The organism is Pseudomonas sp. m6p, from assembly GCF_055760375.1.
In genome coordinates this window covers 4,028,424-4,048,262 of record NZ_CM147084.1, presented here as the reverse complement: position 1 = coordinate 4,048,262, position 19,839 = coordinate 4,028,424, and the positions used below count along the sequence as shown (strand labels likewise).

Below are 19,839 nucleotides of genomic sequence, written 5' to 3'. Positions count from 1 at the left end.
CACGCATCAACCTTCTAGTTAATGATCTAAATAGCAAGGAGTGAAAATGCAACAGATCAACCAGGAACGATTAAAGCAAGAAATTGGGGCTGGTTTTAAGCCGCTCGCTCTAGACGTTGGGTTATCAGCTCTTCCATATGATGAGCTAGGCGATCGTGACTTTGAGAATTTAATTTATTGTCTTGTGAATTCGGAGATAACGCTAGGCGAGTATGGGGCTTTTGATAATGTCATCTTAATGCAGGGCGTCGGTGAGAGAGGGCGAGACTGCGTTTTGTACACATCTCAAAAAGTTTCAGGAACAATTCAATGTAAAAAAATGAAAGCAAGGCTTTCTCGCCCAGCGCTAATCAAAGAACTCGTTAAGTTTCTGTTGTTCACTATTCTTGATAAAGATTTGATGCCGAGTGACGCCTGCTTTGAATATCACTGTTACGCATCTGGCGGTTTCAGCGAGCCAGCTCTTAAATTGGCGTCATCATTTACAAGCGAAATAGAACTTGAGATATCTGACGGGCGCCTAGCTGAATATTTAAAACAAGTATCCGACGACTTTGAGTCTTTCAGTGATTTTAGAAATACTCCTCCATTCGATTTAATCAATCAAGCCCTTCGAAAAATTGTTTTCAAAACATTCGATGGGACATCTATCAATGCAAGGCTGGCCCAAAAAAGCAGCGTGCTTTCTTCATTTTTTCAAGTCCATTTAGTAGTCGAGCATGAGGCTGTAAAAAGCTATTTTAGACAGGAGTTCGAAAGCGCTGGGTTAAATTTTCTAACTGATGAAAATTTGAAATCCCTCCACTCTCGCCTTATGTCCACAACAAAAGACTCTAGGGTGGCACTCGGCTCTGTTGATCTTTATGGCTACAATATGGAATTTCTTAAGTACCTAAAGAATGATGGGTTCTCTGAACTCATCAAAAAAACAACTGATTTGCGAACCTTTTTAGATGCCGGTCTGACTAAATATCTGGCGGACAAAATAGGCCGAATGGTGTACAGCGAAATTACCGTTCCGTTTGTATTTGAAGAGGTAGTTCTTCCTTTCACCACAAGCGTGGTAATGCAATACTTACTGCGCCTAGCTCTACCGAAAATATCTGAAGGAGCAATCCCCGAGAAAGCATTTCTCAAGATGTATCCGACAGCTAAAAATAGTCCTGAGGAGGTTTTAAAAATAGTCGCAGAAGATAGTCTCTTGAGCCAAAGAATGGTAGCGAGAGGCGACTACAGTCGCTTTCCTGACCCAGATCCTGATCGAGAGAAGCGTCTATGGTTATTCGAGTCTTTGAGGGCAGGTTGCAGTGTGGAAGACCTTGAGGCGAGGTTTTGGAAGGACATGGAGAAAATTAGGCGAGTAGTCAGCTCAATTTCTTCAGAAATTGCGGAAGAATTTAGCGGAACAAGAACTGTAATAATCAAAGATTCAGCTTTCCTGTCTGATCCGATTGAAATGAAGCGGGTTATTGAGAACATGAAAATATTGAATGAAATTCCAGGCTCAGAGTCCTCTACTGCAAAATCGTAACGATCAAACTGATCTTCAAAAAAGATGGAATCATTCAGTGATAGGAACGCTAATGAGTAACGATCCACAACACATTGAGCTATTGCGAATGGTCGACAACCTGTTAGCAGCGGTGGAGTCGTTAAATGGCTGTTTCGAAGATCATGAGGCTGCAATCGTGGATGGCCGTTTAGCCGCCGCCCGCGCAGTACTGTGCACTTCATCGAATGAAGCTCGCGCCGTAATCGAGCGTCAACGCGCTGGCAGTGAAGTCCGAGAGTCGACGAAGCGCAGTAAACCTTCACAAGCGGAGATGCTACAAACCGCAATTGAAGCCCTCGACTGGCAGGCAGCTAAGCAAATTGCAAGTGGTGATGCTGAAGGAGCGATTCAGTCAGCCGAGAATGCAAGATTGCTGCGCCAGGAGGCTGGCGAGAGAAGCGTTATTGATCGCAGGAATGCGATGAAATTGGTTAGCACCGACTAGTTAAGGAGAGGTTCTATGGATCTTGAGACATGCCTTCGTCAGCTCGTCGACGCAGGTGTAGGTTTTACGGTGAAACATATCAGCCCAAGCGGTGAAGTGACGGCTGAAATTGAGGCTGCGGACGTAGTGCGTTACTGCGAAGATCCCGACGCATTTTGGGGGGCTCGCTATGGAGTGACCCCGCGCCAGTACCGGCTTTGGCATGACAGTAAATATGCGGTCGCTTGCTCCGGTTATACTGTTCGTGACGAACCCTGCAAGGCGATTGTGACCGGTGGATCGCTCGTAGATACGCCTTGCAAATGGGTAGCCCTGCAAGGTCACTATTGTCATGTTCATGAGAATGGGCGTTAGTGACTCTCGACCTGCCTCCTTTCTTCATGCAACAAAGGCACCATTGCATGAGCGTAGGTGCCGCTGATCTCGCGGCAAAACAGCGAGTGCGCGAACTGATGGCGTGTGACTACGCAGAGACCGGACTGTGTTCGTTATGCTGTGAAATTGCACTCCGCTAGACACCTGTTTGTATTCGAGCAGACCAGTAATTTGCGTTCGATCTGACCACCGAATGCATCGGATTGATCAGCACGCTTCGTAGCCATGACCGGCAGAGAACTGCCCATAGGTGCTGGTGGTGACAGGCAGAAATCGACCCGTAGCGGTCATTGGGGAGAGATGCAACGAAATTTGATTTCAGCCTCCCGCATTGAAGATCAGTAGCTAAAATTAATACGCTAGATCCCACTCTCCTGACCCTATGGACGCCAAGTCATGATATCCACACTTGAGCTTCGCCACGTTATTGAATGTGGATTCCAGCCTCTCTCTTGCACCTGCTCAGTCAATCCGGATGGATCATTGATGATCAAGGTGTTCGATCCGACTTCTGGACGGGTCGATCTCCTGGTCACTGCGGTCACGACCAGCGAATTGACGTCAAGCCGAGCCATTGCAAATTTGATTGGTGAGCTTCGCTCTGAAATGGCAGCGCACCAAGCGACGGGCACGGTGGTGTTAGCGAGATAGCGATCTGGATCATAAAAATGGCGCTGCCGAAGAGATCGATAATTAGCGCTGATGCAGTGTAAAAGAATTCAGGAAGGGACAGCACCAGGCCTATTTTTGAGCTTTCTGGATAGGGAAACCCGGCTGGAGCAGGGATGCTATCGCAACAATCAGATCATCCAGAGACCAGGGCTTGTGTAAGTAGATGGTAGAAGGCGGGACTGATGCAGGATCTATCAGATACCCTGAGGTCAGAATCGCCGCAATGGAAGGCCATTTTCCTCTCACCATTTCAATGAATTCTGTACCTTGAATTTGTCCAGGGACACCATGATCGGCAATCACTAGCCTGCATTCGCCATGCGACTGCAAAAGATAGGTCAACGCATCATCAGCGGTTTCAAATGCTGATGCCTTAGCGCCTACCTCCTCGACGATATCTACCATCAGTTCACGGAGCGTCGGATCGTCTTCGACAACGATGATTTCGCCCCGAATCGGTAACAGGCCTTCCCAGTTAACGTACACTTTTTCACCTTCTAAGAAACAAAAGACGTCCACACCTCCCAAACCAGCTCCAGTGTAACCAAAGTTGCAGGATTAGCCTCCAGCCGAAGGACGGTTGCGATCTGTCCTGCCGAGAAGGTTATAGCAGCCGGCTATCCGGCGCTCAATGAAGCAGCAATCGACTTCATTTCTGCCCTTCACCAGCGACTGCAATTGGCCGGTTGCCGTCCTTCGTGACATGCAAAAAAAGGCCAGCATATGTAAATACGCGGTGGTGGCTGCGATCGACTAATACGCAAATCTAGCGATGTCTAGCAAAATTCGCTAGACATCGCGCCTGTCCACCGACCGCTTTTGGCCCATTTCTGCCTGTCGCCACCGTCAGCTTTGGGTTGTGGATTGCGGCCCTTCGTGGCAGGCAGCAATTGGCCACTCTCTGTCGGTCGTCACTACGGCACCTGTTGGTCAAGTCGAATCACAGCGTCAGCTTTTTGTGATCTCCTGAGGCCGCTTTCGGCTGAGCAAAATAACCTTGCCTTGGTCCCACTCTTTCTCCGCATACAAACAGTCTAGGTATCTACCCCATAACTCCAGAGCAGCCTTTTTCTCTGGTAGATAGCTGTATCGATCGTAGTGAATCGATTGAACATCGTTGCGTCCGTGAGATAAAAGCCAGCTACGGATTTCCTTCGTAATTCCAAGTGCAGCCATCAGCGTTTCAGCACTTACCCGAACGTTCGCATAACTGAAATATCGCGTTTTACCGGACCCACTCAAAGCTTTTCCAGCATCACTGAATCGCTTGCCCGCTGTATCCGGACGAATACAACGCCGGCCAATACAAAACGGGCCAGGCCCGATTTTGCTCTCAAACAAAGGCGTCAGAATTTGCTTAATTCTGGCGGTCAGGGGTAACAGGTGATCCCATGCTTGAGTCTTTTGCCCTTTGCCGTCGGTAAGGTGCAGAAGGTCATCGGACGTATCCTCCCAGGTCACACGGAGCAGTTGCTCCATTCGTTGGCCGCCCAAGTAGATTAAACCTTTGCAGATCGCCATCTCTCGGGGAGGCAGGGTATCCAAGTGACGTAAAAGCTCACCCAACTCTTCTGGCGTCAGGGATTCAGTCTGACCGCCGCGTGTATTAGCAAGGGTAGGGACCTTTGTAGCTGGATTGACCCCGATGTCGAAAACTTTCGAATCACTTACATCTCGATCCAAGGAGAGGTGTGCCTTGCTGCCATAGCTGAATGCAGCCTTTAGATATCGGTGGACGCTGGCGGCTGTTGATCGCATGTCAGTATTGGCCGTTTTCGCTTTGTTCCCGATACCACGACCTTTAGGCTTGCGTGCGAGTAGCGCGCTCATTACTAAATGAATGTCTTCGCCGGTGATGGACTTTGCTGGACGCGTCATCAGATCAGGGTGGTGCTGGATTACGTGAGTCTGAAATAGGCGCTCGACTTCTTTCGCCTTGACCTTGCCGCGAGCGGTCAGATCTTTGACGTATGCATTTAGCAGTTCTTCGAAGCTACCTTGTCGGGTCGCAAGCTGCTGCGCGAGCACTACGGCCTGTCGTTGTGTTTTCTCTGCGGCGGCTCTGGCCGCCAAGTACACCTTAACGTCGCCGTGCTCGGAAGCAATCAATGCCATCTCTGCCGCTTTGTCGCGTAGCTCAGACAGCGCCAGTCCCGGCGCTCTGGCGCTCAAGCGATACTGGCCCAGAGAGATCATCGTGTCCTTTGAGTTGAGCCGGTAGCGGAAGTAGGCGCTGATCGCACCATTTTGGCTACGCTTGAACAAAAGGCTACCCCGGGAACGGCCAGGCAAACTTTCCGTCAACTTGGATGCTGGCGGCATACCCTTGAGCTTTTGATCGTTCACACTTTTGTCAGCAGTGTTGATAGCCAATTCTAGTCCCCACTTCGGTCCCCACTTCTCATGATGCAGAACGCTACAAGGAGAAACCTCAAGACACAAGCAGAATAGGTAGGCCTTTTAAAAACAGAGATTTGGGATGTTTCAGGAAGCGACCGGAATCAAGCTGACTCACCAAAGCATATGCCTCCTAAGGGGAAGGTTGGCAGTTCGAACCTGCCCTGGGACACCATATATATCAATGCTTCCAGCGATTGGAGCTGCCAACGCCCAAGCCTCATAGGTGCAGATTGGGGGGGGCACGCGGATCGCTTCAAGCATTCAAAGAGCCCCACTCAGGCAATTGCCTGTCGGGGCTTTTTAGTAATAACAGCCAATGGCTCATTCAGACCAATGAGGATGAACCTTGAACCATGAACTATGGTTGGAACCCGATGGCTTACAACTGTTTTGTCCCTCTGGGCCTCATGGCGATGAATCCCGGGCCCTGCTTGAGCCGGGGTCGAAACTGATTTGGGAAGTTGAGGCGGCAAGCCGCTTCGAAGCGATGAACAAGTACTATGAGTACATGGATTGGGGGGAGTGGACGACGGACTTTCCCGAGTTGGACAAGACGCCTTATGGAGCGCCAGGCTGGGAGGATTACGTCGTATGACAAGCGAATCTCCTTCGCACCCCATCTTTATTTCTTTCTCGTTAACGTTGTTCCGATCCGTAAAACCGAACTCAAGACCTTTTGGTTTCGCATCCGGGAGGAGCTCCGCGAAACCAGAATGATCGACGTCGATAGCCTTCAGTGCTTCGCCCGTGTCGCCAGTCGAGATAAACCCTGTAGTGAAAAGATGACCCGGTGCGCAGGGTAATCGCTGCACAAGGAATCTTGAACCCCTCCACTTCAGAGAACCCCACCCCTTGCCGATAACTCATTCGGCGACCTCAGACTCGCACGAAATCGCTTGATAGCATTTGGCCTCCAGCTATCATCTGCGCGCTTGTGAAAACGCCCCCGGTTCACCTACTTCAATTGCCTGGAAATCCTCGATGCTGTCGTATCACCAAAAGAGTTTTCTGATCGTCGATGATTTCTCGGATTTCCGCAGTTCCGTACGTTCTATGCTGCGCGAGCTGGGGGTCAAGGATGTGGACACCGCTGATACCGGCGAGCAGGCGCTGAAGATGTGTGCGCAGAAGTCCTACGATTTCATCCTGCAGGATTTCCACCTCGGTGACGGCAAGAAGAATGGTCAGCAGGTGCTGGAAGATCTGATGTCGGAAAAGCTCATCAGCCATGAAGCGGTGTTTGTCATGGTCACGGCCGAGACCAGTCAGGCCATGGTGCTCAGCGCCCTGGAGCACGAGCCGGATGCTTACCTGACCAAGCCGTTCAACCGCTCCGGTCTCGCTCAGCGCCTGGAGCGTCTGGAGCAGCGCAAGACGTTGCTCAAACCGATTCTGCAAGCCCTTGATCGCGGCAAGCCGGTTGAGGTGCTCAATGCCTGCATTGCGCTGTGCAAGCAGGACATCCGTTATTCGCCGCTGTGCCTGCGTTATCGGGCCGACGCCCTGCGCGACATGAACCAGAACGAAGCGCTGGAACGCCTCTACGACAGCATCATCGCTGACCGGCCTTTGCCGTGGGCGTTTGCCGGGCTGGGCAAGTTGCTGTTCAAGCGCGGGCAAGTGGCGCAGGCCAAGGATGTTTACGAAAAGGCGCTGAAAGTGTTCCCGATGATGCCGGCGTTGTACGACGGCATGGCCGATGTGCTGGTCGCCGAGGGCGATACCAAAGGCGCGCAGCGGGTGCTGGAGGAGGCGATTCGCTTGTCGCCGCTGGCGGTGCGCCGGCAGGCGTTGCTCGGCAAGCTGGCGATGGCCAACGAAGATTTCGACACCGCGTCCCGGGCCTATCGGCAGGCGGTGGCGCAGGGGGCGCAGTCGCGCTTCAAGGACCCGGAAAGCAATCTTGGCCTGGCCCATGCCTTGATCAGCAAGGGTAGTGAACGCGGTCTCGATACGCGCACGCGGCTGGAGATCAACACCACGCTCAGCGCCGTCGCCAAAGAGAACCCGTCGGACCCGGGCCTGCAGATCCGTGCGCGCCTGATGAAGGCCACCAGTCTGTTGCTCAACGATGCCGAAACCGCCGACAAGCTCACCGAACAAGCGCTGATGCGCCTCGACGGCATGGAGCAGTTCATGAGCCCTGAAGCGGCGCTGCTGGTCGCCAAGCAATTGCAGATGCTTGGTCAGGCCGAGGCGGGCACATCGATGCTCAAGAGCTGTGCGGAGATCTACGGTGACGATCCGGCGGTGATGAAAGACATCGCCAAGCTCACCGACGACCCGACTATCCTCAGTTCGAGCAACGCTGCTGCCGACCTCAACCGGCAGGGTGTGCGCGTGTACAAGACCGGCAACCTGGTGGAAGCCCGCGAGGTGTTCCGCAAGGCGCTGAAGATGCAACCGAAGAACATCAGTATCGCGCTGAACATGGCCCAGTCGCTGCTGCACGGCACCGACACCAGTGTGCCGTCGGCGGAACTGGAAGAATGTCGGGCCTGCCTGAAAATGGTCGGCCTGATGCCCGACACCGACGCGCGTTATGCGCGTTATCAGAAGCTGAAAAGCAAGGCGTTTGGCGAATGAACCAAGACGAGCAGGCGCTGGATTTTTCCACGGTGATCGCCTCCACCGTTCACGACATGAAGAACTCGCTGGCGATGCTGACGCAGGCCCATAGCCAGTGGTTGGCGCGTTTGCCCGAGGGGCAGCGTGGAGGGGCGGAGCAGGGCGTGATCGACTTCGAGTTTGCCCACCTCAACGGCATGCTGGTGCAGTTGCTTGGGCTGTACAAGCTCGGCGTCAACCAGTTGCCGCTGCAACCGGCGTATCACGAGCTGGATGATTTCATCGAGGCGCAACTGGCATCGCACCAAGAGGTGTTCGCCAGTCGCGGGATTATCGCCACCTATGAAGTCGATCCGCTGAGCCCGCTGGGTTTCTTCGATCGTGAGTTGGTTGCGTCGGTGTTGGGCAACTGCATCAATAACGCCATTCGTTATGCCCGCGAGTCGCTGCTGATCACTGTCAGTGACGAAGCCGGGCAGCTGGTGTTGAGCATCAATGATGACGGTGACGGTTACCCGGCCGAGATGCTCGAGCGTCAGGCGGATTACGTGCAGGGCATCAATCACGGCAGCGGCAGCACGGGTCTGGGCCTGTATTTCGCCAACCGCATTGCTGCGTTGCATCAGCGCAATGGCGTGGTCGGGCACACCGAAATTCGTAATGGCGGGCCTTTGGGTGGTGGGGTGTTCAGCCTTTATCTGCCGTGACTCGGGTTTTTGTTTGACGCTGCTTGATATTCCGAACAGCCGGAGCCTATTTTGTACGGGTCGCCGTTCGCGGCTCGCACAATAACAAGGATTGCGTCATGACAACCGATGGCCAGCGTTCACTCGCGCAGCGACTGACCGGCATTGATGAGATTGAATGTGTCACGCCGGATTTGAACGGCGTGCCGCGCGGCAAGGTGATGACCGCCGAGGGATTCCTCGAGGGCCGGCGTTTGCAGATGGCGCGGGGGGTGCTGCTGCAATGCATCATGGGCGGTTATCCGCCGGCGCGGTTTTACGGCAGCGATGACGGCGATCTGGCGCTGGTCGCCGAGCCGAGCATGATTCATCCCTTGCCATGGAGCGACGAGCCACGTGCCCTGGCCATCTGCGATGCTGACGAACTGAGCGGCGAAAGCTCAAACCTGTCGACCCGTGGTCAACTGAAGAAAGTCATCGCCCGTTACGCCGCACGTGGCTTGGCGCCGGTGGTGGCGACCGAGCTGGAGTTTTTCGTCTTCGCGCCGAACACCGATCCGACCCAGCCGTTCCGTCCGCCAGTCGGCCTCGACGGGCGCCGCGAGGATGGTCAGTCGGCGTTCAGCGTCAGTTCCAATAACGGTCTGCGGCCGTTCTTCAGCGAAGTCTATAAATGCATGGCGGCCCTCGGTCTGCCGCGCGATACCTTCATGCATGAAATGGGCGTCAGCCAGTTCGAGATCAATCTGCTGCACGGTGATCCGCTGTTGCTGGCCGACCAGACCTTCCTGTTCAAACACCTGCTCAAGGAAGTCGCGCTCAAGCATGGTCTGAACGTGGTGTGCATGGCCAAGCCGCTGGCGCACACACCGGGCAGTTCGATGCACATTCACCAGAGCGTCGTCGAGATCGCCACCGGCAGCAACGTGTTCAGTGACGAGAATGGCCAGCCGACGGCGATGTTCCGCCATTTCATCGGCGGGCAGCAGGCGGCCATGGCCGATTTCACTGCGCTGTTTGCGCCGAACGTGAACTCCTATCAGCGTTTGTGTCACCCGTATGCATCGCCCAACAATGCCTGCTGGTCCCACGACAACCGCGCCGCAGGGTTGCGCATTCCGGCCAGTTCGCCAGTGGCTCGACGCGTGGAAAACCGGTTGCCTGGCGCCGATGCCAACCCGTATCTGGCGATTGCCGCGAGTCTGGCTGCCGGCTTGCACGGGATCGAACATGAGCTGGAGCCGAGCGCGGCGATTCAGGGCGAATTCGAAGTGCCGGACAATCTTTCGCTGCCGTGTACCTTGCATGCCGCGCTCGAGCGTCTGAAACGTAGCCAATTGGCCAGGGAACTGTTCGGACAGGAGTTCATCGAAGGCTACATCGCTTCGAAGACCATGGAGTTGACCAGCTTCTTTGATGAAATCACTCCCTGGGAACGGCGTGTTCTAGCAGCCCAGGCCTGACGAACCGTCGCCATCGGGCTATCGTTTGGATAGCCCGATACTCACTGCAAGGAGCCGCTCGGAACGCCGATGCGCCAAATCTGGAAATCCTTTCGAGCGCTGTATTTCGCCTCGCTGATGATGTTGATCGGCTCGGGCCTTCTTTCTACTTACCTGGCATTGCGCCTGGCCGCTGACCATGTCGATGGGCTGTGGGTTGGTGCGCTGATGGCGGCCAACTATTTCGGCCTGGTGCTGGGCGGCAAGATCGGTCACCGCTTGATCGCCCGTGTCGGACACATTCGAGCGTATTCGGCGTGTGCCGGGATCGTCGGCGCGGCGGTGCTCGGGCATGGCCTGGTGGACTGGCTGCCGGCGTGGCTGGTGCTGCGGACCATCGTCGGTCTGGGCATGATGTGTCAGTACATGGTGATCGAGAGCTGGCTCAACGAGCAGGCCGACGCCAACCAGCGTGGGCTGGTGTTCAGCGGTTATATGATCGCTTCTTACTTGGGGCTGGTGCTCGGTCAGTTGATTCTGGTCATGCACCCGGGCCTGGGGTTGGAGCTGCTGATGCTGGTCGCGCTGTGTTTTGCCCTGTGCCTGGTGCCGGTGGCGCTGACCCGACGGATTCACCCGGCGCCGCTGCATCCGGCACCGATGGAGCCGCGCTTCTTTATCAAGCGCGTGCCGCAGTCGTTGAGCACGGTGCTCGGCGCAGGCCTGATCATCGGCTCGTTCTACGGTCTGGCGCCGTTGTATGCGTCGCAGCAGGGGCTGTCGACCGAGCAGGTCGGTCTGTTCATGGGTAGCTGCATTTTTGCCGGACTGCTGGTGCAGTGGCCGTTGGGCTGGTTGTCCGACCGTTATGACCGAGCGCTGCTGATTCGTTGTTTTGCCGGATTCCTCGCGGTGGCGGCGTTGCCGTTGGCGATCTTGCCGCAGGTGCCGCTTGAGGTGCTGTTCGTGGTCGGCTTCCTTTGTTCGCTGGTGCAGTTCTGCCTGTATCCGCTGGCGGTGGCGTTCTCCAACGACCATGTCGAGGGCGATCGCCGGGTGTCGCTGACGGCGATGCTGCTGGTGACCTACGGGGTCGGCGCGAGTATCGGTCCGCTGCTGGCGGGCGTGCTGATGAAGCTGTTCGGCAGTCAGAGTTTGTACGCGTTCTTCAGCTTCTTTGCGTTGGTGCTGGTGTGGCGCATTCGGCCGAAAGCGGTGACCAATCTGCATCAGGTCGACGACGCACCGCTGCATCACGTGGCGATGCCCGACAGCATGTCCAGCTCGCCGCTGGTGGCCGCGCTCGATCCGCGGGTGGATGAGCAGGTGGTGCAGGAGCAGATGCAGACCACGGTTACGCCGGAGCCAGAACCGGAGCCAGAACCCGAAGTGCAGCCTGAAGTGGCGGTGGAAACTGATCCGGCTGATGAGGGCGATAAACCGACACCGGACATCAGTGGGGCCAGACCCTGAATCGGGTGAGAGTAAGGCTGTTCAGAGACAGACACTGTCACTGTGGCGAGGGAGCTTGCTCCCGCTGGACTGCGCAGCAGGCCCCGCTTGCCAGATAAAGGGCGGGGGGGCGCTTCGCGCCCCAGCGGGAGCAAGCTCCCTCGCCACAGGTGTCCGGTGCTGGCAGAAAGATTTCTTGCATAAAAAAGGGCAGTCCCGCCAGGGACTGCCCTTTCTATTTGCCTGTGCGAATCACAGATCGTCTTTATCGAACCGGCGTGCTTCACGCTGCAGTTGATAAACGAAGCGCTCGACGTTGCGCGCCGCTTGGCCACTGATGTTGTGGAAGCGCAAGCCGGCGAAGGTGATGTTGAGCTTTTCTTCGAAGTGCAGATAGCGCAGCTCGACCGAGATCGGTTGATTGCCGAACAGTGGGGTGGCGATCATGCGGTCATAGACCTGGCCCAGTTGCAGGCGGTCGGTGATGTCGCCTTCAAAGCGCAGCTTGCAACCGGTGGCGGAAATATCCAGCAGTTTGCCGTTGATCGGCGCCTTGAGTTTTTCGCCGCCAAGTTCGACGCTGACCAGATCGGTCAGCTTCAACGCGGCACGAAAGGCATTGCGGCGCTGGTGGTAGACCACTTCGGTTGGCAGTTGACCGGTGTAGAAGCGGTCACCGTCGGATTCTTCGATGTTCAGCGTGCCAGTGCATTCCCAGGCGATGCGCACGCCCTCGTGGAAGCCTTCGACCTTGAACGGTTCGCCCGCCTGCAGAAAACGCTCGCCATCGCGCGGGATCATTTCGTCCAGGGCAATCGTCGCGGTTTCCCGGTCAACCTTGATCAGGTAGCTCTGGAAGCGCTGGCTGCGCTCATGGAAGGTGATGATCAGCGGATCGTGGCTTTCTTGCAGCTGGCGCAGGTTGCTGGAGATTTCCAGGGGCGTGGTCAGCACCTTTGGTGGCTGCGGAGTATCATCCGCGCTTAGGGCGTTTGGCACGTTTTCTCAATCTCCAGACAAAATTTGACTACGACTAGCCAGCATTTTGCCAGCATGTTTCGCGGGTTGATAGTGCAGGCACATCGAATGGCTCACGCCTGGCTGAGCGTACGCGGCTTGGTGGGTTTGGCGAAAGTGCCCGAGGCGTCATACAGCGCTGGCGGTTCGCCCCCGGTGAGGATTTTCAGCTGATTGGCCGTAGCGGCCTGCTGGATCTGGATCGACTGGCCGTTCTTGACGTTGGCCGCCTGGCACTGGGCAATCAGGTCGGTCAGCACATCGCTTTGGGACAGCAACTGGTCGCCAATGCTCGACTGGCTGGCCAGTTGCTCCAGGCCCTGGCGGTCGAGCGGCAGGTTGAGGCTGGCAAGGATTTCGCTGCGCTTGCGGCCATGCTGTTCAAGCAGAATGATCAATGCCTGTTTGCGCGCCAGAATATCTTCGAGCAGAGGCATGTCGCGACCGTGCAAGGCGAGGGACTCGGTTTGCAGCAACTCCAGCAATTGTTGAGCTGGAGCAAAGTCGTCAGTGATCAGTTGCAATAAATTAGTGTCGTGCATGGCTGGCCTTGGGTTCTAAGCGTCCAAAAGCCTGGCGCCGGCAAAAGCCTAGCGCTGGGCTTCGAAGTTGAGCAGTTTGCTGGCTACACGGTTGCTGTCGACCTTGTAGCTGCCATCGGCAATCGCTGCTTTCAACTCGGCCACGCGGGCTTTGTCGACGGCAGGCTGATCGCGCAGCTTGTCAGTGACCTTCTGCAACTGTTGAGCCTCATTGCTGAGGTGTACCGATTCCCCGCTTTTTGCGGTACCGGCCGTTTCGGCCTGGGTATTCAGCGGCGCGGAGGTGCCGGTTTCGGCGGTTTCCTTGGCGTTGCTGGTACGCGTACTGCCCGTAAGTGACGAGGAGCTGTTCAAACGGCTGAAATCGATGACCATGTTAAAAACCTCTGGGAATTTGGACGCTTGCCATGTTCTCGGCCATTCCCTGGAAAACTTTAGGCTCACTTTGCAATGAGCTGCATGTGCCGAAGCGTGTCCTGCTGCGGCACAGTTTAGGGAAGCGTCGGGGCTGGCGCCAGTTTTCTGCTCGAGCGTTTTACATGGCGACTTCCACTTGGCCCGGCGCGATGACCTGCGCCTTGATTACCCGGTTGGAATTAAGGTTTTTTACCCGGATCTGTTCTTTCAAACCGCCATTGGCCAGGGCTTCACCGGGCATGCGCACGGCAAGCGTGCCGCTGCGGGCGATGATGACCACCTGATCGCCCTTGCGCACCACTTCTGCCTGTTCCAGATGCACCAGGGTAATCACCTGATCGGCTACCGTTGGTCGGGTTAATTTCTGCCCGATGGCTTCATCCACCGACGTCAGAAAACCCTGATTGATCTGGCTGATGTCGCGTTCACGCAAGGTCACGTCTTGCGGCTCGATAATGCCGGCGCGTTTGAGCGGTCGGGTGGTGGTGACAATCTCGCGAAACAGGCGGACTTGAGCGGGCACGAACACTGTCCACGGCGAGCTTCCTTCGCACCGGACCTTGACCGTCACCCGGCCCAGCGGACGTGCAGGACTCTCCAGCGACGCTGTCAATTCCTTGTCGCACATAGGCATGCGCATACGCGGGTCGAGCTGGTTGACCTCGATTTCGTAGCGGCCTTCCGTTTGACTGGTAGCCAGATAGTCTTCTACGGTGAACTCAAGAAAGCCCTGAGTGACGCCGATAAGCATGTCAGGCAAGGTAACCGTATCAGCACCGGCAGGGCTGCCAGCGAAAAACAAGCAGACGGCAGACGTCGCGCACAGCGCTTTGCGGGTGCGGGAGGTCAGGCGTCGGAAAAATGTCGTTTGAGCGTTCATACGAGTTAAAAAGCAAGCGCCGTGCCGTTTAGCAATGAATGTGCGTCGCAACAACACTTGGCGTTGGTGTAGGAGTCTGGGCATGGCTGGTGTAATGGATTCGGTGAACCAGCGCACGCAACTGGTAGGGCAGAATCGCCTGGAGCTGTTGTTGTTCCGTCTTGACGGTCAACAGCTCTACGGCATCAACGTGTTCAAGGTGCGGGAAGTGCTGCAATGCCCGTCGCTGACGTTGATGCCCAAGTCCAGTCCTGTCGTGTGCGGGGTGGCGAATATCCGGGGGGCGACCATTCCGATCCTTGATCTGGCAATGGCGACCGGTTCCGGGGCGTTGAAAGACAAGAACAGTCCGTTCGTGATCATCACGGAGTACAACACCAAGACCCAGGGTTTCCTGGTTCGCTCGGTGGAGCGCATCGTCAACATGAACTGGGAAGAGATCCATCCGCCGCCCAAGGGCACGGGGCGCGATCATTACCTGACCGCTGTGACTCGAGTCGACAATCAGTTAGTCGAAATCATCGATGTCGAGAAGGTGCTGGCGGAAGTCGCGCCGACGCCCGAGGCGATTTCGGTCGGTGTGGTCGATGTCGAAACCCAGAGCAAGGCGTTGTCGCTGCGGGTGCTGACGGTCGATGACTCGTCGGTGGCGCGCAAGCAGGTCACGCGTTGCCTGCAGACGGTCGGGGTCGAAGTGGTGGCGCTGAACGACGGCAAGCAGGCACTGGATTACCTGCGCAAGCTGGTCGATGAGGGCAAGAAGCCGGAAGAAGAGTTCCTGATGATGATTTCCGACATCGAGATGCCGGAGATGGACGGGTACACCCTGACGGCGGAAATCCGCAGCGATCCACGCATGCAAAAGCTTCATATCATCCTGCATACTTCGTTGTCGGGGGTATTCAATCAGGCGATGGTCAAGAAAGTCGGTGCCGATGACTTCCTGGCCAAATTCCGTCCTGATGACCTGGCATCCCGGGTAGTCGACCGGATCAAAGCAGCAGATATCAGCTAGGGGCCTTCTGCCCCTGGCGGTCAACACGATTTAAGAGGCGGCATCATTGTCTACGGGTAATTTGGATTTCGAACAGTTCCGGGTCTTCCTGGAAAAAGCCTGTGGCATTTTGCTCGGTGAAAACAAGCAGTACCTGGTCTCGAGCCGTCTCAACAAACTGATGGAGCAGCAAGGCATCAAGTCCCTGGGTGAGCTGGTACAGCGCATCCAGACCCAGCCGCGCAGCGGTTTGCGCGAGCAGGTGGTCGATGCCATGACGACCAACGAAACCCTGTGGTTTCGCGACACCTATCCGTTTGAAGTCTTGAAGAACAAGGTGCTGCCCGAGGCGATCAAGGCCAGCCCCAACCAGCGTCTGCGGATCTGGTCGGCGGCATGCTCGTCGGGTCAGGAACCGTATTCGCTGTCGATGTCGATCGACGAGTTCGAGCGCAGCAACCTTGGTCAGTTGAAGATGGGCGTGCAGATCGTTGCCACCGACCTGTCCGGCAGCATGCTGACCAACTGCAAGACCGGCGAGTACGACAGCCTGGCCATCGGTCGCGGTCTGTCCGCTGATCGCCTGCAGCGCTACTTCGACCCGAAAGGGCCGGGGCGCTGGGTGATCAAGGCGCCGATCAAGAACCGGGTGGAATTCCGTTCGTTCAACCTGCTCGACAGCTACGCCAGTCTGGGCAAGTTCGACATCGTGTTCTGCCGCAACGTGCTGATCTACTTCTCCGCCGAGGTGAAGAAAGACATCCTGTTGCGTATTCACAGCACGCTGAAGCCGGGCGGCTATCTGTTCCTTGGCGCGTCCGAAGCGCTGAACGGTTTGCCGGATCATTACCAGATGGTTCAGTGCAGTCCGGGGATCATTTACCAGGCGAAGTGAAACAAAGCATCAGGCATACAAAATCGGGAGCCCCAAGGGCTCCCTTTTTTATGCCTGATGCTTTGTTTCATGTAGGAGCTGCCGAAGGCTGCGATCTTTTGATCCTGTTTTGAAGGATCAAGATCAAAAGATCGCAGCCTTCGGCAGCTCCTACAGGGAGAGGTGTTAACAGGACGAAGCGGCAGAAAAGCGGCAGGCAGCGGAAACCGGTTGCCGCTTTTCTGGCATTGCCGCTTTGCCGATTCCCCGCAAAGCCCCGGTTTACCTGGGTTTTTGTGTTTGGCACGGCGCTTGCTAAAGCTCAGGTACGAAAAACCGCTCACCCGAAGGTTCCCGACATGAGCATCAGCTTCGATAAAGCGCTCGGCATTCACGAAAAGGCATTGGGTTTCCGTGCCCAGCGCGCTGAAGTGCTGGCCAACAACATCGCCAACGCCGATACCCCGAACTACAAGGCTCGGGATCTGGACTTCTCCAAAGTGCTCGAAGCACAGAGCCAGAAAAACGCCAACGGCACCATCGCCCTGAACATGACCAACAGCCGTCACATCGAAGCTGAAGGCCTGGGCAATGGCGACGAGTCGCTGATGTATCGCACGCCGATGCAGCCTTCGATTGACCAGAACACCGTGGATGCTCAGCTGGAACAGTCCAACTACGCGGAAAACGCCGTGGGCTTCCAGGCCAGCTTCACCCTGCTCAACAGCAAATTCAAAGGGCTGGTATCGGCCCTGCGCGGAGAGTAATCCATGTCCCTGTCCAGCGTTTTCAACATTGCCGGCAGCGGCATGAGCGCACAAACCACACGTCTGAACACCGTGGCGTCGAACATCGCCAACGCCGAAACCGTTTCGTCGAGCATCGACCAGACCTACCGCGCCCGTCACCCGGTGTTCGCCACCATGTTTCAGGGCGGCCAGAACAGCGGCAGCAACTCGCTGTTCCAGAGCCAGGACGCCGCAGGGCAGGGCGTGCAGGTACTTGGCGTGGTCGAAGACCAGAGCAACCTCGAAGCACGCTACGAGCCGAACCATCCGGCCGCTGACGCCAAGGGCTACGTGTACTACCCGAACGTCAACGTGGTGGAAGAAATGGCTGACATGATTTCCGCGAGCCGGTCGTTCCAGACCAACGCCGAAATGATGAACACCGCCAAAACCATGATGCAGAAGGTACTGACCCTCGGTCAGTAATAAGGGGCGACTGCCATGAGTGTTTCCGATACCACCAGCAGCCTGAGCATGAATGACATCCTGGCGAACTCCTCGAAGAAAACGAGCAGTACGACCACTGATGGCATTGCCTCGGCCACCAACAGCTCCACCGGCGGCCAAGCCCTGGGCAAGGATGCGTTCCTGCAATTGCTGGTCACCCAGTTGAAAAACCAGAACCCGCTCGACCCGCAGGACAACAGCGCCTTTGTTGCGCAGCTGGCGCAGTTCAGCAGCCTTGAGGGCATCACCACCCTCAACAGCACCGTCAGCTCGCTGGCCGGCAATTACAACTCGTCGCAGGCACTGCAGGCGTCGTCGCTGGTCGGTCGCAACGTGATCGTGCAGACCAACACCGTTCAACTGGACGACCCGAGCAAAGGCATGACCGGTTCGGTCACCGTTCCATCGTCGATTGCCGGCGGCACCGTCAGCATTACCGACAGCAGCGGCGCGGTCGTTCGCACCCTCGATCTGGGCAGTCGCGCCGCAGGCAGCGCGAGCTTCACCTGGGACGGCAAGGACAAGGACGGCAACCTGGTGAAGACCGGTACCTATACCGTCAAGGCCAACGCCTCGATCAATGGCACCTCGACCGATATGGCGACCTACCTGCCAGCCACGGTCAACAGCGTGACGATCAGCCAGACCGGTGGCGAGTTGATGCTCAACCTGTCCGGCAAGGGCACCGTCGCCCTGTCCAAAGTACAAACCATTGGTATATAGAGCCGACTAACCGGCACAAAGGAGTGGAATATGTCTTTCAATATCGGCCTTAGCGGTCTCTATGCAGCCAACAAACAACTGGACGTGACCGGCAACAACATCGCCAACGTCGCGACCGCCGGTTTCAAATCGTCCCGTGCAGAATTCGAAGACGTCTACTCGGCCACTCGCCTGGGTAGCGGCAGCAAGGTCATCGGCAACGGCGTGCGCCTGGCCAACGTGTCCCAGCAGTTCACCCAGGGTGACATCAACAACACCGGTAACGTGCTGGACATGGGCATCAACGGTTCCGGCTTCTTCACCATGAGCAACAACGGCTCGATTTCCTATACCCGTGCCGGTACGTTCAAAGTCGACAACGCCGGTTACATCACCAACACCGACTACACCTCGCGTCTGCAAGGTTACGGTGTGGATGCCAACGGCAAGATCATCAATGGTGTGCTGACCGACCTGAAAATCGATACTTCCAACCTGGCGCCGAAGTCCACCTCGCTGGTGACCTCGACCATCAACCTGAATTCGTCGGCACCGGTGATCGACGACACAGTGGCGGCCGGCAAGTTCGATCCGTCAAAACTTGAGACTTACACCAAGCAGTTCAGTACGCCGATCTATGATTCCCAGGGCAACTCGCACGTCATGGATCAGTACGTGGTGAAGACTGGCCAGAACACCTGGAAGGTCTACACCCTGGTAGACGGTCGTAACCCGGACGCTACCGGCAGCGATCCGAAGGTCACCGCGCCGACACCTTCTACCATGACGTTTGACTCCGCTGGCAAGCTGACCCAGGTCAGCACTCTGCCAGGTCCTGTGATCAGCAGTGACCTGAAGCTCACTGGCTGGGTGCCGGGTACTGTGGTTAACGGGACGTTCACGCCTAACGGCGCTTCGGCGAACCCGGCCGGTATCACCATTTCGATGGCGCAGACCACCCAGTACAACGCAGATACCGCTCGTTCGATCCCGACTCAGGATGGTTACGCCACTGGCCAGATCACCAACCTGACCATCGACGGCACCGGTACGCTGTTCGCCAACTTCAGCAACAACCAGAGCAAGGCCATCGGCCAGGTTGCGCTGGCCAGCTTCACCAACGAGCAAGGCCTGCAGCCTGTCGGCGGCACCAGCTGGAAAGAGACGTTCGCCTCGGGTATCCCGGGTTACGACGCGCCGAAAACCGGTACCTTGGGTGAGGTGGTGTCCAACTCGCTGGAAGAGTCCAACGTTAACCTGACCAACGAGCTGGTGGATCTGATCAAGGGCCAGAGCAACTATCAGGCGAACGCCAAGACTATCTCCACCCAGAGCACCATCATGCAGACCATCATTCAGATGACCTGATTGCGGTTTCTGATTGTGCAAGGGAGCCCCTCTTTTTGAGGGGCTTTTTTGTGGGCTATTGTTTTGTGAGCTTATCCGTTGCTGCGGTAACGGCTACTTAGGGTTTCGCCCTTACGGCGAGTCACTTTTGCAGACGCCCAAAAGTAACCAAAACGCTTGGCCCCAACGTTCGGCCCTCGCTTAGGCTCGGGTTCCTTCGCTGCGGGATTCATCCGGGG

At 56.2% G+C, this 19,839-nt stretch carries 20 protein-coding genes; 14 read left to right on the top strand and 6 right to left on the bottom strand.

The window, feature by feature from the left end:
• The first annotated feature begins 46 nt into the window (after positions 1-46).
• The 4 genes from ACYZUM_RS18370 to ACYZUM_RS18355 all read left to right on the top strand — a co-directional run bounded on the left by ACYZUM_RS18370 (position 47) and on the right by ACYZUM_RS18355 (position 3,023).
• Entirely contained in the window at positions 47-1,531 is a 1,485-nt protein-coding gene (locus ACYZUM_RS18370) for a hypothetical protein (RefSeq protein ID WP_101156018.1), read from the top strand.
• A 52-nt stretch (positions 1,532-1,583) separates the two neighbouring features.
• Positions 1,584-1,997 (top strand): hypothetical protein, encoded by a 414-nt coding sequence (locus ACYZUM_RS18365; protein WP_101156020.1) that lies wholly within the window; start codon positions 1,584-1,586, stop codon positions 1,995-1,997.
• Between the two features lie 15 nt (positions 1,998-2,012).
• Positions 2,013-2,351: a hypothetical protein gene (locus ACYZUM_RS18360; RefSeq protein ID WP_157830855.1), complete on the top strand. Its 339-nt coding sequence runs from the start codon at positions 2,013-2,015 to the stop codon at positions 2,349-2,351.
• Between the two features lie 417 nt (positions 2,352-2,768).
• Positions 2,769-3,023, top strand: a complete 255-nt coding sequence (locus tag ACYZUM_RS18355; RefSeq protein WP_101156024.1) for a DUF1652 domain-containing protein — start codon at positions 2,769-2,771, stop codon at positions 3,021-3,023.
• A 90-nt stretch (positions 3,024-3,113) separates the two neighbouring features.
• Here the strand turns inward: ACYZUM_RS18355 and ACYZUM_RS18350 are convergent, their stop codons facing one another.
• Both ACYZUM_RS18350 and ACYZUM_RS18345 read right to left on the bottom strand, forming a co-directional pair.
• Positions 3,114-3,530 carry a response regulator gene (locus ACYZUM_RS18350; RefSeq protein WP_101156412.1) on the bottom strand — a complete coding sequence of 139 codons (417 nt, stop codon included), beginning with the start codon at positions 3,528-3,530 and terminating at the stop codon, positions 3,114-3,116.
• Positions 3,531-3,992: 462 nt separating this feature from the next.
• Positions 3,993-5,417: a tyrosine-type recombinase/integrase gene (locus ACYZUM_RS18345; RefSeq protein WP_101156026.1), complete on the bottom strand. Its 1,425-nt coding sequence runs from the start codon at positions 5,415-5,417 to the stop codon at positions 3,993-3,995.
• Positions 5,418-6,425: 1,008 nt separating this feature from the next.
• Here ACYZUM_RS18345 and ACYZUM_RS18340 point away from each other — a divergent pair.
• The 4 genes from ACYZUM_RS18340 to ACYZUM_RS18325 all read left to right on the top strand — a co-directional run bounded on the left by ACYZUM_RS18340 (position 6,426) and on the right by ACYZUM_RS18325 (position 11,613).
• Positions 6,426-8,030, top strand: coding sequence for a tetratricopeptide repeat-containing response regulator (locus ACYZUM_RS18340; RefSeq protein ID WP_047295822.1), 1,605 nt, complete (start codon positions 6,426-6,428; stop codon positions 8,028-8,030).
• On the top strand, positions 8,027-8,719 hold the full coding sequence (locus ACYZUM_RS18335) for a sensor histidine kinase (RefSeq protein ID WP_473060981.1): 693 nt from the start codon (positions 8,027-8,029) through the stop codon (positions 8,717-8,719). The genes ACYZUM_RS18340 and ACYZUM_RS18335 overlap by 4 nt, the downstream gene beginning before the upstream one ends.
• A gap of 200 nt (positions 8,720-8,919) precedes the next feature.
• A complete protein-coding gene (locus ACYZUM_RS18330) occupies positions 8,920-10,161 on the top strand; it encodes a glutamine synthetase family protein (protein ID WP_473061362.1) in 1,242 nt (413 codons plus the stop codon).
• A gap of 69 nt (positions 10,162-10,230) precedes the next feature.
• Positions 10,231-11,613: an MFS transporter gene (locus ACYZUM_RS18325; protein ID WP_145594383.1), complete on the top strand. Its 1,383-nt coding sequence runs from the start codon at positions 10,231-10,233 to the stop codon at positions 11,611-11,613.
• A gap of 231 nt (positions 11,614-11,844) precedes the next feature.
• Here the strand turns inward: ACYZUM_RS18325 and ACYZUM_RS18320 are convergent, their stop codons facing one another.
• The 4 genes from ACYZUM_RS18320 to flgA all read right to left on the bottom strand — a co-directional run bounded on the left by ACYZUM_RS18320 (position 11,845) and on the right by flgA (position 14,448).
• Positions 11,845-12,591 (bottom strand): flagellar brake protein, encoded by a 747-nt coding sequence (locus ACYZUM_RS18320; protein ID WP_041074294.1) that lies wholly within the window; start codon positions 12,589-12,591, stop codon positions 11,845-11,847.
• A gap of 92 nt (positions 12,592-12,683) precedes the next feature.
• The gene (locus tag ACYZUM_RS18315) at positions 12,684-13,151 is read right to left on the bottom strand and encodes a flagella synthesis protein FlgN (RefSeq protein ID WP_027612275.1); all 468 of its coding nucleotides are present in this window, start codon (positions 13,149-13,151) and stop codon (positions 12,684-12,686) included.
• Positions 13,152-13,199: 48 nt separating this feature from the next.
• On the bottom strand, positions 13,200-13,526 hold the full coding sequence (gene flgM, locus ACYZUM_RS18310) for a flagellar biosynthesis anti-sigma factor FlgM (RefSeq protein ID WP_041074296.1): 327 nt from the start codon (positions 13,524-13,526) through the stop codon (positions 13,200-13,202).
• Positions 13,527-13,686: 160 nt separating this feature from the next.
• On the bottom strand, positions 13,687-14,448 hold the full coding sequence (gene flgA, locus ACYZUM_RS18305) for a flagellar basal body P-ring formation chaperone FlgA (protein ID WP_081755196.1): 762 nt from the start codon (positions 14,446-14,448) through the stop codon (positions 13,687-13,689).
• 82 nt (positions 14,449-14,530) lie between these two features.
• Between flgA and ACYZUM_RS18300 the strand changes: the two genes are divergently transcribed.
• The 6 genes from ACYZUM_RS18300 to flgE all read left to right on the top strand — a co-directional run bounded on the left by ACYZUM_RS18300 (position 14,531) and on the right by flgE (position 19,621).
• The gene (locus ACYZUM_RS18300; RefSeq protein ID WP_041074300.1) at positions 14,531-15,463 is read left to right on the top strand and encodes a chemotaxis protein CheV; all 933 of its coding nucleotides are present in this window, start codon (positions 14,531-14,533) and stop codon (positions 15,461-15,463) included.
• A gap of 46 nt (positions 15,464-15,509) precedes the next feature.
• On the top strand, positions 15,510-16,337 hold the full coding sequence (gene cheR / locus ACYZUM_RS18295) for a protein-glutamate O-methyltransferase CheR (RefSeq protein ID WP_007963053.1): 828 nt from the start codon (positions 15,510-15,512) through the stop codon (positions 16,335-16,337).
• Between the two features lie 338 nt (positions 16,338-16,675).
• Positions 16,676-17,083 carry a flagellar basal body rod protein FlgB gene (gene flgB / locus ACYZUM_RS18290; RefSeq protein WP_025112931.1) on the top strand — a complete coding sequence of 136 codons (408 nt, stop codon included), beginning with the start codon at positions 16,676-16,678 and terminating at the stop codon, positions 17,081-17,083.
• Between the two features lie 3 nt (positions 17,084-17,086).
• Positions 17,087-17,530, top strand: coding sequence for a flagellar basal body rod protein FlgC (gene flgC / locus ACYZUM_RS18285; protein ID WP_003227217.1), 444 nt, complete (start codon positions 17,087-17,089; stop codon positions 17,528-17,530).
• A 15-nt stretch (positions 17,531-17,545) separates the two neighbouring features.
• Entirely contained in the window at positions 17,546-18,274 is a 729-nt protein-coding gene (flgD, locus tag ACYZUM_RS18280) for a flagellar hook assembly protein FlgD (protein ID WP_145594382.1), read from the top strand.
• A gap of 30 nt (positions 18,275-18,304) precedes the next feature.
• The gene (flgE, locus tag ACYZUM_RS18275) at positions 18,305-19,621 is read left to right on the top strand and encodes a flagellar hook protein FlgE (protein ID WP_041075033.1); all 1,317 of its coding nucleotides are present in this window, start codon (positions 18,305-18,307) and stop codon (positions 19,619-19,621) included.
• Positions 19,622-19,839 lie beyond the last annotated feature (218 nt).